13 protein-coding genes are annotated in these 13,182 nt (G+C 67.8%); 9 read left to right on the top strand and 4 right to left on the bottom strand.

Annotation, left to right across the window (positions count from 1 at the left end):
• The 9 genes from AC1D2K_RS16835 to gspE all read left to right on the top strand — a co-directional run.
• Positions 1-452: prepilin-type N-terminal cleavage/methylation domain-containing protein (locus tag AC1D2K_RS16835; RefSeq protein WP_478089978.1), on the top strand; the 452-nt coding region annotated here is incomplete at its 5' end.
• Complete coding sequence (gspI, locus tag AC1D2K_RS16830; protein ID WP_478089977.1) at positions 449-808, top strand: type II secretion system minor pseudopilin GspI; 360 nt, start codon at positions 449-451, stop codon at positions 806-808. The genes AC1D2K_RS16835 and gspI, both read left to right, overlap by 4 nt.
• Positions 808-1,452, top strand: coding sequence for a PulJ/GspJ family protein (locus tag AC1D2K_RS16825; protein WP_478089976.1), 645 nt, complete (start codon positions 808-810; stop codon positions 1,450-1,452). The genes gspI and AC1D2K_RS16825 overlap by 1 nt, the downstream gene beginning before the upstream one ends.
• Positions 1,449-2,531 carry a type II secretion system minor pseudopilin GspK gene (gene gspK / locus AC1D2K_RS16820; protein ID WP_478089975.1) on the top strand — a complete coding sequence of 361 codons (1,083 nt, stop codon included), beginning with the start codon at positions 1,449-1,451 and terminating at the stop codon, positions 2,529-2,531. Before AC1D2K_RS16825 ends, gspK begins: the two co-directional genes overlap by 4 nt.
• A gap of 141 nt (positions 2,532-2,672) precedes the next feature.
• A complete protein-coding gene (gene gspL / locus AC1D2K_RS16815; protein WP_478089974.1) occupies positions 2,673-3,875 on the top strand; it encodes a type II secretion system protein GspL in 1,203 nt (400 codons plus the stop codon).
• The gene (gspM, locus tag AC1D2K_RS16810) at positions 3,872-4,423 is read left to right on the top strand and encodes a type II secretion system protein GspM (protein WP_478089973.1); all 552 of its coding nucleotides are present in this window, start codon (positions 3,872-3,874) and stop codon (positions 4,421-4,423) included. The genes gspL and gspM overlap by 4 nt, the downstream gene beginning before the upstream one ends.
• 10 nt (positions 4,424-4,433) lie before the next feature.
• Complete coding sequence (gspN, locus tag AC1D2K_RS16805; RefSeq protein ID WP_478089972.1) at positions 4,434-5,228, top strand: type II secretion system protein N; 795 nt, start codon at positions 4,434-4,436, stop codon at positions 5,226-5,228.
• Between the two features lie 2 nt (positions 5,229-5,230).
• Positions 5,231-7,513 (top strand): type II secretion system secretin GspD, encoded by a 2,283-nt coding sequence (gene gspD, locus AC1D2K_RS16800; RefSeq protein WP_478089971.1) that lies wholly within the window; start codon positions 5,231-5,233, stop codon positions 7,511-7,513.
• Between the two features lie 13 nt (positions 7,514-7,526).
• Positions 7,527-8,942: a type II secretion system ATPase GspE gene (gene gspE, locus AC1D2K_RS16795; protein WP_478089970.1), complete on the top strand. Its 1,416-nt coding sequence runs from the start codon at positions 7,527-7,529 to the stop codon at positions 8,940-8,942.
• 21 nt (positions 8,943-8,963) lie between these two features.
• Here gspE and AC1D2K_RS16790 read toward each other — a convergent pair whose 3' ends face one another.
• The 4 genes from AC1D2K_RS16790 to AC1D2K_RS16775 all read right to left on the bottom strand — a co-directional run.
• Positions 8,964-9,551 carry a glycerol-3-phosphate responsive antiterminator gene (locus AC1D2K_RS16790; protein ID WP_478089969.1) on the bottom strand — a complete coding sequence of 196 codons (588 nt, stop codon included), beginning with the start codon at positions 9,549-9,551 and terminating at the stop codon, positions 8,964-8,966.
• A gap of 10 nt (positions 9,552-9,561) precedes the next feature.
• Positions 9,562-11,112, bottom strand: a complete 1,551-nt coding sequence (locus tag AC1D2K_RS16785; protein ID WP_478089968.1) for an FAD-binding oxidoreductase — start codon at positions 11,110-11,112, stop codon at positions 9,562-9,564.
• Positions 11,113-12,789 carry a glycerol-3-phosphate dehydrogenase/oxidase gene (locus AC1D2K_RS16780; RefSeq protein ID WP_478089967.1) on the bottom strand — a complete coding sequence of 559 codons (1,677 nt, stop codon included), beginning with the start codon at positions 12,787-12,789 and terminating at the stop codon, positions 11,113-11,115.
• A partial coding sequence (locus AC1D2K_RS16775; RefSeq protein ID WP_478089966.1) for an FGGY-family carbohydrate kinase occupies positions 12,786-13,182 on the bottom strand: 397 nt, incomplete at its 5' end. The genes AC1D2K_RS16780 and AC1D2K_RS16775, both read right to left, overlap by 4 nt.

Below are 13,182 nucleotides of genomic sequence, written 5' to 3'. Positions count from 1 at the left end.
CCCGTACCAAGACCGGCGGCTTCACGCTGCTCGAGCTGCTGGTGGTGATCGCGATCATCGCGCTGGCCACGGCCGGCGTCGGGCTTTCGCTGCGGGATTCGGGCCAGGCCAGCCTGGACCGGGAAGCCGAACGGCTCGCGGCCTTGCTCGAATCTGCCCGCGCACAGTCGCGCGCCAGCGGCATGGCGGTGCGCTGGCGGCTCACGCCCGAGGGGCCGGGCAACTTCAGCTTCGATGGCCTGCCGCCGGGCTCGCTGCCGACCGGCTGGCTGGCCGAGGGCATCACGGCCCAGGCGGTCGGCGCCAACGGCAGGGCCGCGGGCGCCCTGCAGCTGGGGCCCGATCCGATCATCGCGGCGCAGCAGGTCGTGCTCAGCACCGAGGGACCGCCGAGCCGCAGCCTGCGCATCGGCACCGATGGATTGCGACCGTTCGCGGTCGTTTCGCCGTGAAGCGGCAGCGCGGCTTCACCCTGATCGAGGTGCTGGTGGCGCTCGGCATCGTCGCGATCGCGTTGATGGCCGGCACCCAGGCCACCATGGCGCTGACGCGCAACGCGCAGCGCCAGTCGGATGCGATGCTGGCGCAGATCTGCGCCGAGAACGAATTGATCAAGGCACGGCTGGCGCGCCAGTTGCCGGCGGTGGGCGATGCCAGCCTGATCTGCGCCCAGGCCAACCAGAGCTTCGGCGTGACGGTCTCGACGACGCCGACGCTGAACCCGAATTTCCGCCGCGTCGACGTCCAGGTGCGCGATGCCGACGAGGCGCCGGTGCTGCGGCTGTCGACCGTGGTGGGGCGTTACTGATGCGCCGGACCCGCGGCTTCACGCTGATTGAACTGCTGGTCGCGATCGCGGCCATGGCGCTGTTGGCGCTGATGAGCTGGCGCGGACTCGACGCCATGGGGCGCGCGCAGTCGCAGAACCGCGAGCGGGGCGATGCGGTGCTGACGCTGCAGACCACGTTGGCCCWGTGGGGCGCCGACCTCGACGCGATGGTGGCGCTTTCGCAGACCTCGCCGATCGACTGGGATGGCCGCGTGCTGCGCCTGACCCGGCGCAGCACCGACAGCGCGACGCCGGTGGTCTACGTGGTCGCCTGGACCCTGCGCCCCGACGCCGCCGGCGGCAGCCACTGGCGGCGCTGGCAGTCACCGGGCTTCACGACGCGCGCGGAGTGGCAGCAGGCCTGGGCCGGTGCCGGTAGCTGGGCTTCTGATGGCAGCTCTGCCATCGGCGCCGACGTCGACCTGATTCCGCTCGACAGCTGGCAACTCTCGTACTTCCGCAACAACGCCTGGGGCCCGGCCGTGGGCGCCGCCGCGCTCGGCGCCAGCACGCCGCTGCCCGACGGCGTGCGCCTGGTCCTGAGTCTGCCGCCCGGACCGGCGCTGACCGGCCTGGTCACGCGCGATTGGATGAGGCCGTCAGTGACGGTGTCCAAGTCATGACCCRCCATCGCTTCGCCCGCCAGGCCGGTGCCGCGCTGCTGACCGCCATGCTGACCGTGACCCTGGTCGCGACCTTCGCCGCGGCGGCGCTCTGGCAGCAATGGCGCTCGGCCGAGATCGAGGCCGCCGAGCGGGCGCGGGCACAGGCTGGCCTGGTGCTGATCGGCGCCCTCGACTGGTCGCGGCTGATCCTGCGCGAGGATGCCCGCGCCGCCGGCGCCAGCGGCGGTGCCGACCATCTCGCCGAGCCCTGGGCCGTGCCGCTCGAGGAGGCAAAGCTGACCACCTTCCTGACGGCCGAGAAGAACATCGCCAGCGATGCGCTCGAGGGCTTGCCCGAGGCTTTTCTCTCGGGCCGCATCACCGATGCCCAATCCAAGCTCAACGTGCTGAACCTGGTGAACGGCGGCAAGCCGGTCGCCGCCTCGGTGGCGAGCTTCACCAAGCTGTTCCAACTGCTGAATCTGCCGGCGGGGGAAGTCGCGCAACTGACCCAGAACCTGCAGCAGGCCCTGCCCGCGAACGCCAGCGTGCCGGACCCGGCCAACACGCCGGCAGCCGGGTTACCCCCCAGCACGACCGGCAACACCAACGCAAACACAGGCAGCGGAGCGCCCCCCGATTCGGGCGCCGCACCCGCCGACGCGCCGCTGGTTCCGCAGCGCACCGCGCAACTGGTGTGGCTCGGGCTCTCGCCTGCCACCGTGGCGGCACTGGAGCCCTATGTCACGGTGCTGCCGGTGCGCACGCCGCTCAATCTCAACACCGCCAGCGCCGAAGCCATCTTCGCGAGCCTGCCCTCGCTCGACCTGGCGGGCGCCAAGCGACTGGTCGAATCCCGCACACGAAGCTATTTCAAGACCGTGGCTGACGCCAATTTGCTGATCCCGCAAAGCTCGGACAAGTTCGCGTCAGAGCAGTACAGCGTGTCGACCCGATTCTTCGAAGTGCAAGCGCGGCTGCGCATCGACAAGACCTGGGTCGAAGAACAAACCCTGCTGCAGCGCGACAACCTCGACGTTCGGATGGTGTGGCGCGAGCGTGGCGCCGGCGCGACGCCCTCGGGGGCCAAACCGTGACGCCGCGGGCTTCGTCGCGGCGATCAGGTAAAGATAAGCGGAGCGCCCGTTCTACCTGAGCGAGGTGCTATTAAATTTGTAGCAGACACTGCAACCTTCTCCCTACAATAGCAATCCTTCTCTTTTCTCCATGGCCTGGCCTTGCTGCTTGTAACTATTCCTCTCGCCTCCGGTTCGGCCACAGCCGAATACGGCTGGGCGGTCTGGTCCAGCGACGGCCGCAAGCTGCGTTCCCAGGGCAGCGCGCCGCCGTCGCTGTTGCCCAGCAGCGATGAAGTCATCCTCGGCGTGCCGGCCGCGGCGCTGTCGTGGCACCAGGTCACGCTGCCGCAGGGCAGCATGAGCGGCGCGGCGCGCCTGCGCTCGGTGCTCGGCGGCCTGCTCGAGGACCGCTTGCTCGACGAGCCCGAATCGCTGCACTTCGCGCTCGAACCCGATGCCCGCGTCGCCGTGCCGGTCTGGGTCGCAGTCTGCAACCGCGTCTGGCTGCGCAGCGCGGTGCAGGCGCTGGAATCGGCCGGTCGCAGGGTCACGCGGATCATTCCCGAATTCACGCCCCAAGCCGCCGGCGAGCCCTCGATACTGTTCGCCATCGGCGAGCCGGACGCCGCCCAGTGCGTCGTCTGCGGCGTCGACGGCGTCGCCATACTGTCGCTCGACAGCGCCGGCGTCGCGCTCGCCGGCACGCTGCCTGCCGCCAGCACCGTGCTGACCGAGCCCGCCGTGGCGGAACTGGCCGAAAGCGTGTTCGGACAACAGGTACCGATCGTCATGCCGGCCGAGCGCTGGTTGCAGGCCAGCGCCTCGGCCTGGGACCTGGCCCAGTTCGACCTGGCCTCGACCGGCCGGGCCCGCGCGAGCAAGAAGCTCGCCGCCGTGTCGCGCGCGCTGTGGTACGGACGCCAGTGGCGCGCCGCGCGCGTCGGCGCGCTGGTGCTGGTGCTGGCCCAGCTGGTCGGGCTCAATGCCTGGGCCTGGAAGGAGCGCAATGCCCTGGACGCCAAGCACGCGGCCGTGCGCAGCCTGCTGACACAGACCTTCCCCTCGGTGAAGCTGGTGATCGACGCGCCGTTGCAGATGGCGCGCGAAGTGGCGGCCCTGCAGCAGGCCACTGGCGGCGTCGTCACGGCAGACTTCGAACCGATGCTCGGCGCCCTGGCAGCGAGCCTCCCGCCGGGCAGGGTTCCGACCGCCATCGACTTCAGTGCCGGCCAGCTGCGGCTGCGCGGACTCGGTCTGCCGGCGGCCGAATTCGCCAGCCTGAAGACCGCCCTCTCGTCACGCGGCTACAGCGCGCGCAGCGAGGGCGATCTGCTGCTGGTACAGGCGGAGGCGGCGCGATGAAATGGGCCGAAGCGCTCAAGGCACGCTGGCAGGCCTGGTGGCCCGAGCTCGGATCGCGCGAGCAGCGGCTGGTCCTGATCGGCATCGCGCTGGTGGCGCTCGCCGTCCTCTGGTGGGTGGCGCTGGCGCCCGCGCTGCGCGTGCTGTCTGCCGCGCCGGCCGAGCATGCGCAGCTCGATGCGCAACTGCAACAGATGCGCCAGCTCCAGGCCCAGGCCAAGGCCCTGCAGGCGCAGCCACGCACCAGCCGGGAAGACGCGTTGCGCGGACTCGAGACCTCGGTCGGGCAGACTCTCGGGCCGAACGCCCAGTTGCAGGCGGCGGGTGCCGGCGAGGGCGTGACGGTTGCGCTGCGCGCCGTGCCCGCCGATGCCCTGGCCCAGTGGTTCGCCCAGGCACGCAGCAATGCCCGCGCCGTGCCGCGCGAGGCGCATCTGACGCGCAGCGGTCCGAACACCGCTGCGACACCCGCAGCGTCCGCGGCAAAGGCCGAAGCCCCCCGCGCGCGCTGGGACGGCACCCTCGTCATGGGCCTGCCGGCCCGCTGAACGCCGCCCGATGGTCACGACGCCACCCGATTCCGCCCTCAGTTCCGGCTGGCGTTGGGCCGCCGTCGGGACGCTGATCGGCGTTGCCTTCGCGCTCTCGGCGTTCGCGCCGGCGCGCTGGCTGGCCGCCGGCCTGGCGCAGTGGAGCAACGGCCACCTGCAGCTCGTCAATGCGCGCGGCACGGTCTGGAACGGCACCGCCGGCGTGGTGTTCTCGAGCGGCGCGAGCGGTGCCGAAGCGATCTCGCTGCCTGGCATGCTGGCCTGGACGCTGCGGCCGCGCTGGGACGGCATCGCCGCCGCGCTCGACCTGCCCTGCTGCGCGGCGAAGCCGCTCGAACTGCGCGGCCGCCCGCGGCCCGATGGCCTCGAGCTCGACTGGAGCAACGGTCAGTCGCGTTGGCCCGCCGCGCTGCTGACCGGCTTCGGCGCACCCTGGAACACGCTCAAGCTCGACGGCGTGCTCGACCTGTCGATGCAAGATTTCGTGCTGCGCTGGAGCGGTCCGAAGCTGATGCTGGCCGGCCGCGCGACCCTCGACGCCACCGACCTCTCCTCCAGCCTGTCGACCCTGAAGCCGATGGGCAGCTACCGACTGGCCCTCGAAGGGGGGCCAGCGCCGACCCTGCTGCTGACCACCCGCGAAGGCAGCCTGCAACTCAGCGGCAGCGGCCGCTGGAGCGGCACCTCACTGCGTTTCGACGGCGAGGCCAGCGCCGCGCCGGGACGGGAAGACGTGCTTTCGAACTTGTTGAACATCATCGGGCGGCGCGACGGCGCACGCTCGCTCATCACATTGGGTTGACCATGAAGCCAACGTCTTCGTACGGCCTCCGCATCGGAACCATTGCGCTCGCAGCGCAGTTGCTGATCGCGGCCTGCATTCCTTCCGCCTTCGCACAGGACGCCTCGGCGCCCGTGCGCGGCGAACCGATCACCCTGAACTTCAGCAATGCCGAGATCGAATCGGTGGCGCGCACGATGGCAGTGGTCACCGGTCGCGACGTGGTGGTCGACCCCCGCGTCAAGGGCACGATCACGCTGCAGACCGACCGCGCGATCTCGCCGGCCGCGGCCTTCAACCAGTTCGCCTCGGCGCTGCGGCTGCAGGGCTTCGCGATCGTGCAATCCGAAGGGCTCTACAAGGTGGTGCCCGAAGCCGATGCCAAGCTGCAGAGCAACACGGTGACCACCTCGACGCCGACCACCTCCAGCGTCACAGGCAACCAGATCATCACCCAGGTCTTCAAGCTCAACTACGAGTCGGCCAACAACCTGCTGCCGGTGCTGCGCCCGCTGATCGCGCCGAACAACACGATCAACGTGAACCCAGGCAACAACTCGCTGGTGATCACCGACTACGCCGAGAACATGCGCCGGCTGGCGCGCATCGTGGCGGCGCTCGACGTGCCGAATGCCTCCGACATCGAGGTGATCCAGCTCAAGTACTCGATCGCCAGCGACATGGCGCCATTGGTGACGCGGCTGCTCGAAGGCGGCGGCAGTGCGACGACCACCGGCGCCGGGGTGCCGGGCCAGGCCGATGCGTCCTTTCGCACCACGCTGCTCGCCGAGCCACGCGGCAACGCGATCATCCTGCGGGCCGCCAATCCGGCGCGTGCCCAGCTGGCGCGCACGCTGATCGACAAGCTCGACCGCCCTCCCATCGACACCGGCAACGGCGCGGCCGGCAACGTGTATGTGGTCTACCTCAAAAACGCCGATGCGGTGAGGCTGGCGACGACACTTCGTGCGGCGATATCGGCCGACGCGCGCGGCGGCGCCGGCTCCGGCGCAGCAGGCACCCCGGGCCAGGGCCCTGCACAGGCAGCGGCGCAGCTCGGGACCCAGCAGAACGCCGGGGCGAGCGCCGCAGCGACCACGCCCGTCAACAACGCGAACCAGCCATCGACCGGCGGCCAGATCCAGGCTGACCCGTCGACCAACTCGCTGATCATCACGGCCTCGGAGCCGCAGTACCGCCAGATTCGCGCCGTGATCGACAAACTCGACGGTCGACGCGCGCAGGTCATGATCGAGGCGCTGATCGTCGAAGCCACCGCCACGAAGGCTGCGGAATTCGGTGTTCAATGGCAGTCGGCGATCGGAAACAATGGCGTCATCGGCACCAACTCCAGCCTGGGCGGGGTCGGCACGAATATCCTGGCACTCACCGCCGCCCTGGCGGCAAAAAATCCGGCGGCGCTGGTCGGGCTGGGAAGCGGCCTCAACATCGGCGTCGGAAAAAAATACGGCAGCGGCTACGTGTTGAATGCGATCGCCAACTTCTTCAGCAGCGACGCCGATGCCAATCTGCTCTCGACGCCCAACCTTCTGACCCTGGACAACGAGGAAGCCAAGATCGTCATCGGCCAGAACGTCCCGTTCATCACCGGCTCGTTCTCCAACCCCGGGGCCGCCGGCGGGCAGAACCCGTTCACGACCATCGAACGCAAGGACGTGGGTCTGACGCTTCGCGTGCGCCCGCAGATCAATGAAAACGGCACCATCAAGATGACGGTGTTCCAGGAAACCTCCACGGTCCAGGCGGGGACCGAAAACAACGCCAACGGCCCGACCACCAACAAGCGAGCGATCGAATCCAGCGTGCTGGTCGAGGACGGCGGCCTGGTCATGCTGGGCGGCCTGCTGTCGGACAACTACAGCAACAACATCGAGAAGATTCCGCTGGCCGGCGACATCCCGGTGCTGGGCAATCTCTTCAAGAACGAAACCCGAAAACGGGAAAAAGTGAACTTGATGATGTTCCTGCGGCCGGTCGTGATGCGCGACGCGGCCACGACCGCCCAAGTCACCAACGAACGCTATGACAACATGCGGTCCCTGCAGCAGCAGCTGCAGCCCGACGACAACATAATGCTGAACAACGTGAACTCAGCGCCGATCATCCCGGAGCTGCCGCCCCCGGCGCCGCCCCTGGGCCAGAGCAGGAGCGACGGGCGCCCGCCGCTGCAGGGCACCTCGCTGATTCCGCCGCCCGCGCTGCCGGTTCAGCGGCTTGCGCCGTCGGCGCTCAAGGGCGCATTGCCGCCGACGGCGGATCCGTCGACCTGGCGCGAACTGCCGTAGCGACTGCATGCCGATGCGCTATCCCCTGCCCTATGCCTTCGCCCGCGGCCAGCAACTGCTGCTGGAAGAAGCCGACGACGGCGCCCTGACGCTCTGGATGCCCAGGGTGCCGCCGCGCAGCGCGCTCGGCGAGGTGCTGCGCAAGTACCAGGTCAAGGCCTTCGAACCGCTGCCGCCCGAGCAGCTCGCGCAGCGCATCAGCGCGGCCTATGCCAAGGGCGAATCGAATGCCGCCGCCGTGGTCAGCGAGGTGCAGGGCGATGCCGACCTCTCGCGCATGATGCAGGAGCTGCCGGCGGTCGAGGACTTGCTCGAATCGGCCGGCGACGCGCCGATCATCCGGATGCTGAATGCCTTGCTGACGCAGGCCGCACGCGACGGCGCCAGCGACATCCACATCGAGCCCTACGAACGGACCTCGTCCGTGCGCTTTCGCATCGACGGCACGCTGCGCGAGGTGGTGCAGCCGAACCGCGCACTTCACGCCGCGCTGATCTCGCGGCTGAAGATCATGGCCGACCTCGACATCGCCGAGAAGCGGCTGCCGCAGGACGGCCGCATCAGCCTGCGGATCGGTACCCGCGCGGTCGACGTGCGGGTCTCGACCCTGCCCTCGGCACACGGCGAACGCGCCGTGCTGCGGCTCCTGGACAAATCGGAAAGCAAGCTCACGCTCGAATCGGTGGGCATGCAGGGCGACACCCTGGCGCGCTTCGAGCACCTGATCGGCCAGCCGCACGGAATCATCCTGGTGACCGGCCCGACCGGCTCGGGCAAGACCACCACGCTGTATGCCGCGCTGAGCCGGCTCGATGCCAGCAGCAGCAACATCATGACGGTCGAGGACCCGATCGAGTACGAGTTGCACGGCGTCGGCCAGACCCAGGTCAATGCCAAGATCGACCTGACCTTCGCCAAGGCGCTGCGCGCGATCCTGCGGCAGGACCCGGACGTGATCATGATCGGCGAGATCCGCGACTTCGAGACCGCGCAGATCGCGATCCAGGCCTCGCTCACCGGTCACCTGGTGCTGGCCACGCTGCACACCAACGACTCCGTCAGCGCCGTGACGCGACTGACCGACATGGGGGTCGAGCCCTTCCTGCTGAGCTCGTCGCTGCTGGGCGTGCTGGCCCAGCGGCTGGTGCGCAAACTGTGCCCGGTGTGTTCGCCGGCCGCCGGCCACGAGGCCCAGCCGGTCGGCTGCGATGCCTGCGGCCAGACCGGCTACCAGGGCCGCACCGGCATCTTCGAACTGCTGGTGGCCGACGAGACGGTGCAGTCGCTGATCCACAACCGCGCGCCCGAGAGCCAGCTTTTCGTCGCTGCCGAACGCGGCGGCCTGCGCTCGATGCGCGAGGACGGCGAGCGCCTGGTCCAGGCCGGCATCAGCTCGCGCGCCGAGTTGCTTCGCGTGACGAGGGATTAGCGCCCGCAGGCACAAACGGAGTCAACCGGCGATGACGGCCTTGGTGTCGAGGTTCCATATCGCGGCGTCGCTCGTCGAAACAGCCACTGCCCCGGCTGCCAGCGCGCTGCGAACATCATTCAGGCTGCCGACGAAACCCGATGCCACGATGGGCGGCAGCGCATTGCGCTCCTTGGCGGAAATGTGCGACAGCATCGGTGCCGGCATGAGCTGAACGAGATTCGGATCGCTCTGCGCGAGCGCCTTGACGCTTCGTGGCCAAGTCGATCGGTCAGTGACAAATACCTTTTGCATCGTGAGAAGACCCGCCCGGTTGGCCCGCTGTATGGTCGCGATGCGGGTGGAAACCAGGCTGGTCGCGCCAATATCGGCCAAGTACTCGACGCCGCCCTTGTCCTGCGAAATGCCATCGCAACTGTCGATGTTCACGATACAGATTTTGTCGGCACGAGTGATAGCCGCCACCACGCCGTGCAGCTTGCGCAGTTCCACGTTCGCAACGATGGCGATCTCGGTGGCACTGTCGATGAAGGCGTCGATCTGCTCCGCCCCATAGAGCGTCGCGATGATCGGATGCCGCGCAAGGCGCGCGCCAAGGGAGCGGTCCATTCGATGAAACTCAGTCTTCGGTATCGGGCAGCTTGTCGCTCAGACCGAGCTTGCCGGGGTTCAGGATGTTCTTCGGATCGAGTGTGCGTTTGAGGGCCTGGAGAACAGGGAATGCGCTGCCCAGCGATTCAGCCATATATGGCGCCCGCAGCAAACCGATGCCATGGTGATGGCTCAATGCGGCATTGTGGCGCACCAGCACCGCATTCGCGGCGTCCCAAGCCTGACGATACCAGCGCGCGCGGTTCTCGACTTCCACCTCGCCGCGTAGCGAGAAGTAGAGGCAGGCGCCGTCCACGTAAGCGTGCGACTGGTGCGCGGAGCCCGCCAGCGTGCCGGGCACCGCGTTGATCGCCGCAACGACCTCGTCATAGATGGCAGGCAGGTCGCTCCAGCGGCCACTCATCTCCAGCGTGTCGGCCACGAAGCCGGGGCTGCGCTTGAAGCCCTCGGCGCTCTTGCCTGTGAGGTAGCGCGTGTCGAGCCAGCGCTCGAAGATAGCCGGGCCGTCGAGCGTGCGGCCCAACTCCTTGCAGACGCGTTCGCTGATGGCCATGACCGCATCCACCATCTCGGGTGCGCCCTCGTCGGCAATCAGCAGCACATGCGTGTCGTCGAGATTGAACTGCACTCGGCTTTCGAGTGCGTCATAGAGCCGCAGCGCTGCCGGGTTGGCCCCGCGCTGCATGATCTCCCGACAGGCTTCGAGGCCAATGGCGAAGCTGTCGAAGCCGTAGGCGATGGCTCGGCCGAAATCCGGCAGGCGATGCAGCTTCAGCCGCACGCGGACGATCACGCCGAGGGTGCCTTCTGATCCGATGAAGAGCTGCTGCAGGTCAGAGCCCACAGCCGCTCGCGAGTAGCCACCCACCGTGACGAGGCTGCCGTCGGCGAGCACCACGTCCATGCCAAACACCATGTCCTCTATCTTTCCGTAACGGGTGGACAACTGACCCGCGCCACGGCAGGCGACCCAGCCACCGACGGTGCTGATGCCGAAGGATGAGGGCCAGTGGCCCATCGTCATGCCATGCTCGCGTTGGATGAGTTCCTCGAAGACATCGCCGAACATGCCGGCCTCCACCTCCACGATCTGACTCCCGGCGTCGAAGCCGATGAACCTGTTCAGCTCGCACACGTCCAGCACGATGCCGCCGCGTACCGGCAGCGCCGCGCCTGTCACGTTGCTGCGACCGGCCGAGACGGTGACGGGAATCGAGGCTGCATTGGCAATGCGCATGACCGCCTGGATCTGGTCGACCGTTGAGACTCGCACGATCACGGCCTGCGGCGTCGCGGGCTTGCCTCCGGTTTCCGAGACCATCGAGCCGGCCCACCAGTCCCGCGTCCACACCACCACACTGCCAGTGTCGGTAAGCACTTCGTCGGCGACGTTGCAGAGCGCATCGATGTACGTCGAGGCCACTGCGACGGGCGCCCGTTGCAAGCCGGGCGGGCCGTCCGTGTCCGTGATCGTCTTGGCATAGGCCGGCGGCGTGTGGGCGCCGACAACGTAGTTGCGGCGGTTGTAGCCGCGTTGAATTGCGTCTTTGCTGATCATCTACTTCTCTCCCATAAGAATGGATTTTTCGTGCTCGATCGCGGCGCGGTAACTCGCTACTTGTTGCGCCGCGTCCGCGGGGGACAAGCCGAGTTCGGCCTGAATGATTTCGCCGACCCGCTCCGCTGCGCGGCCCGAGGCGTCGCGCGCCATCAGCCGCCCACGGATGCGCCGCGACAACACGTCATCGACGGTGCAAGCGAGTTCGTGCCGCACCGCATAAACGACTTCCGCCTCGCAATACGGCAGGCCTTCGACAATGGGGCGGAGCAGGCTCGTGTCCTCATGAAGAAGGTCAGTGACGAAGCGTGCTTCGGTGCCGTAGCGCTCACCCAGGTGCGCCGAGAGGCCACCCGAAGCCATGATCGCCTGGGCGTCGTAGCCGGCCGCCCCGAGAAGGTAGGCCGACTTGGTCGTGCAGGCGTTGCGCTTGCCGATCACTTTCTGGGCTGCATCAATGGTCTGCTCGGCCATGTGCCGCGAAGTGGTGAGCTTGCCACCGACGATGGTCACGAGGCCGTCAGCCGCCACGCGAATCTCGTGGTTACGCTTTATCTCCAGCGTCTTCCCGCCCGGCGGCGCGACCAACGGCCTGCACCCGGCGATGCTGCCGACCACATCTTCCGCTCGAAGGTCGGTCTTCAGTGCGGACCGGGCACCGTCAAGCAGGAAGTCGAGTTCCTCGCGCGTGCAGTGCACGTCGTCGAGATTGCCCTGATAGTCTTCGTCGGTCGTGCCGAGGTAGGAGACGTTGCCCCAGCGCGTGATGGTTGCGCGCCGGTTGCGGCCTGGTACCGGTATGGTCACGGTGCAGTCATTCCGGATCTTCAACCAGGGAATGGCCACGTGCACGCCCTTCGCGGGTCGGATGTTCATCGTTGGCGCGTCGTTCTTCTTGCGGCCGTCCCAATCGCGCAGCCAGACCCCGGTGGCCATGATGACGACGCCTGCGCGTGCGCGGATCTCGCGGCGATCAGCTTGGACGATCACGCCGTCGACCTTGCCTTGGGCATCACGGCTGATGTCAACGGCTTTCGAATGATTGAGGACAACGGCGCCATGGAAAGCGGCCGTTCGCGCGATGTTCAATGTCAGCCGCGCGTCGTCCACCCGTGCGTCGAAGTACATGAAGCCGCCCGTCAGGTGCTCTTCCTTGAAGGTGGGGCAATGAGACAGGACCTCTGCCTTGGTCAGCTTCTGGTGAAGGATGCCTTCGCGCCAGCCGCCCGCGATGTCGTAGGTCCACAGCAAGCTCTCGAATGCCTTGGCCAGGCGCTTGTCGAAGACGCCTTCGCGCTCCATGACAGGAAAGAGAAACGGCAGGCGCTGCACCAGGTGCCTGGCGTTGCGGCGCAGGCGCTGGCGCTCCAGCAACGAGTGGCGCACCAGGCCCAGATTGCCCTGTTCGATGTAGCGCAGGCCTCCGTGGACCATCTTCGAGGACTTCGACGAGGTGCCGAAGGCGAAGTCATCCTTCTCGACCATTGCCACGCGATAGCCCCGCAAGCTGGCATCCAGTGCCGCATAGGCGCCGGTCACGCCGCCGCCGATGATCACGATGTCGAAGTGCTCGTCAGCGAGCCGTGTGAGCTGATCCTGCCGATTCAGCCGCAGTGGTTCGGTGGTTGTCATCGCGGCCCGGTCCTTGCCGGACCACAGGGATGGCAGAACCATCATCTTGGTAACTCTCCAGCTGTAGCGTTCTTGAAATTTCGGACGTGCGCGAGTTCCGAGGCCACTCGGGCGTGCCACAGGCTGCGCCGAGCGCTGCGTTCTTCAGGCTCGATCGCGGGCTCGAACACGGCCTCGGTGGTCAGCGTGGCGCGGGCCTCCTGCAGCGAATCCCACAGGAGACCGGACGAACCGGCAAGAAATGCAATGCCGCGCAGGCTGGCCCGCTCGGTTTCCTTGATGCGCCGCACCGGCATGCCGGTCAGGTCGGCCTGTATCTGCAGCAGGGCGGAACTGCCCGCGAGGCCGCCGCCCACGACCAACTCGGACACCTTGACCCCGGAAACTGCCTGGTTCGATTGGATGCACGACGCCACCGAATGCGCGATGCCTTCGAGG

The sequence above is a fragment of the Variovorax sp. P1_H12_2 genome (assembly GCF_056405335.1).
Note: the sequence above shows the minus strand (reverse complement) of the source record. Positions and strands in the feature narration are given on the sequence as shown.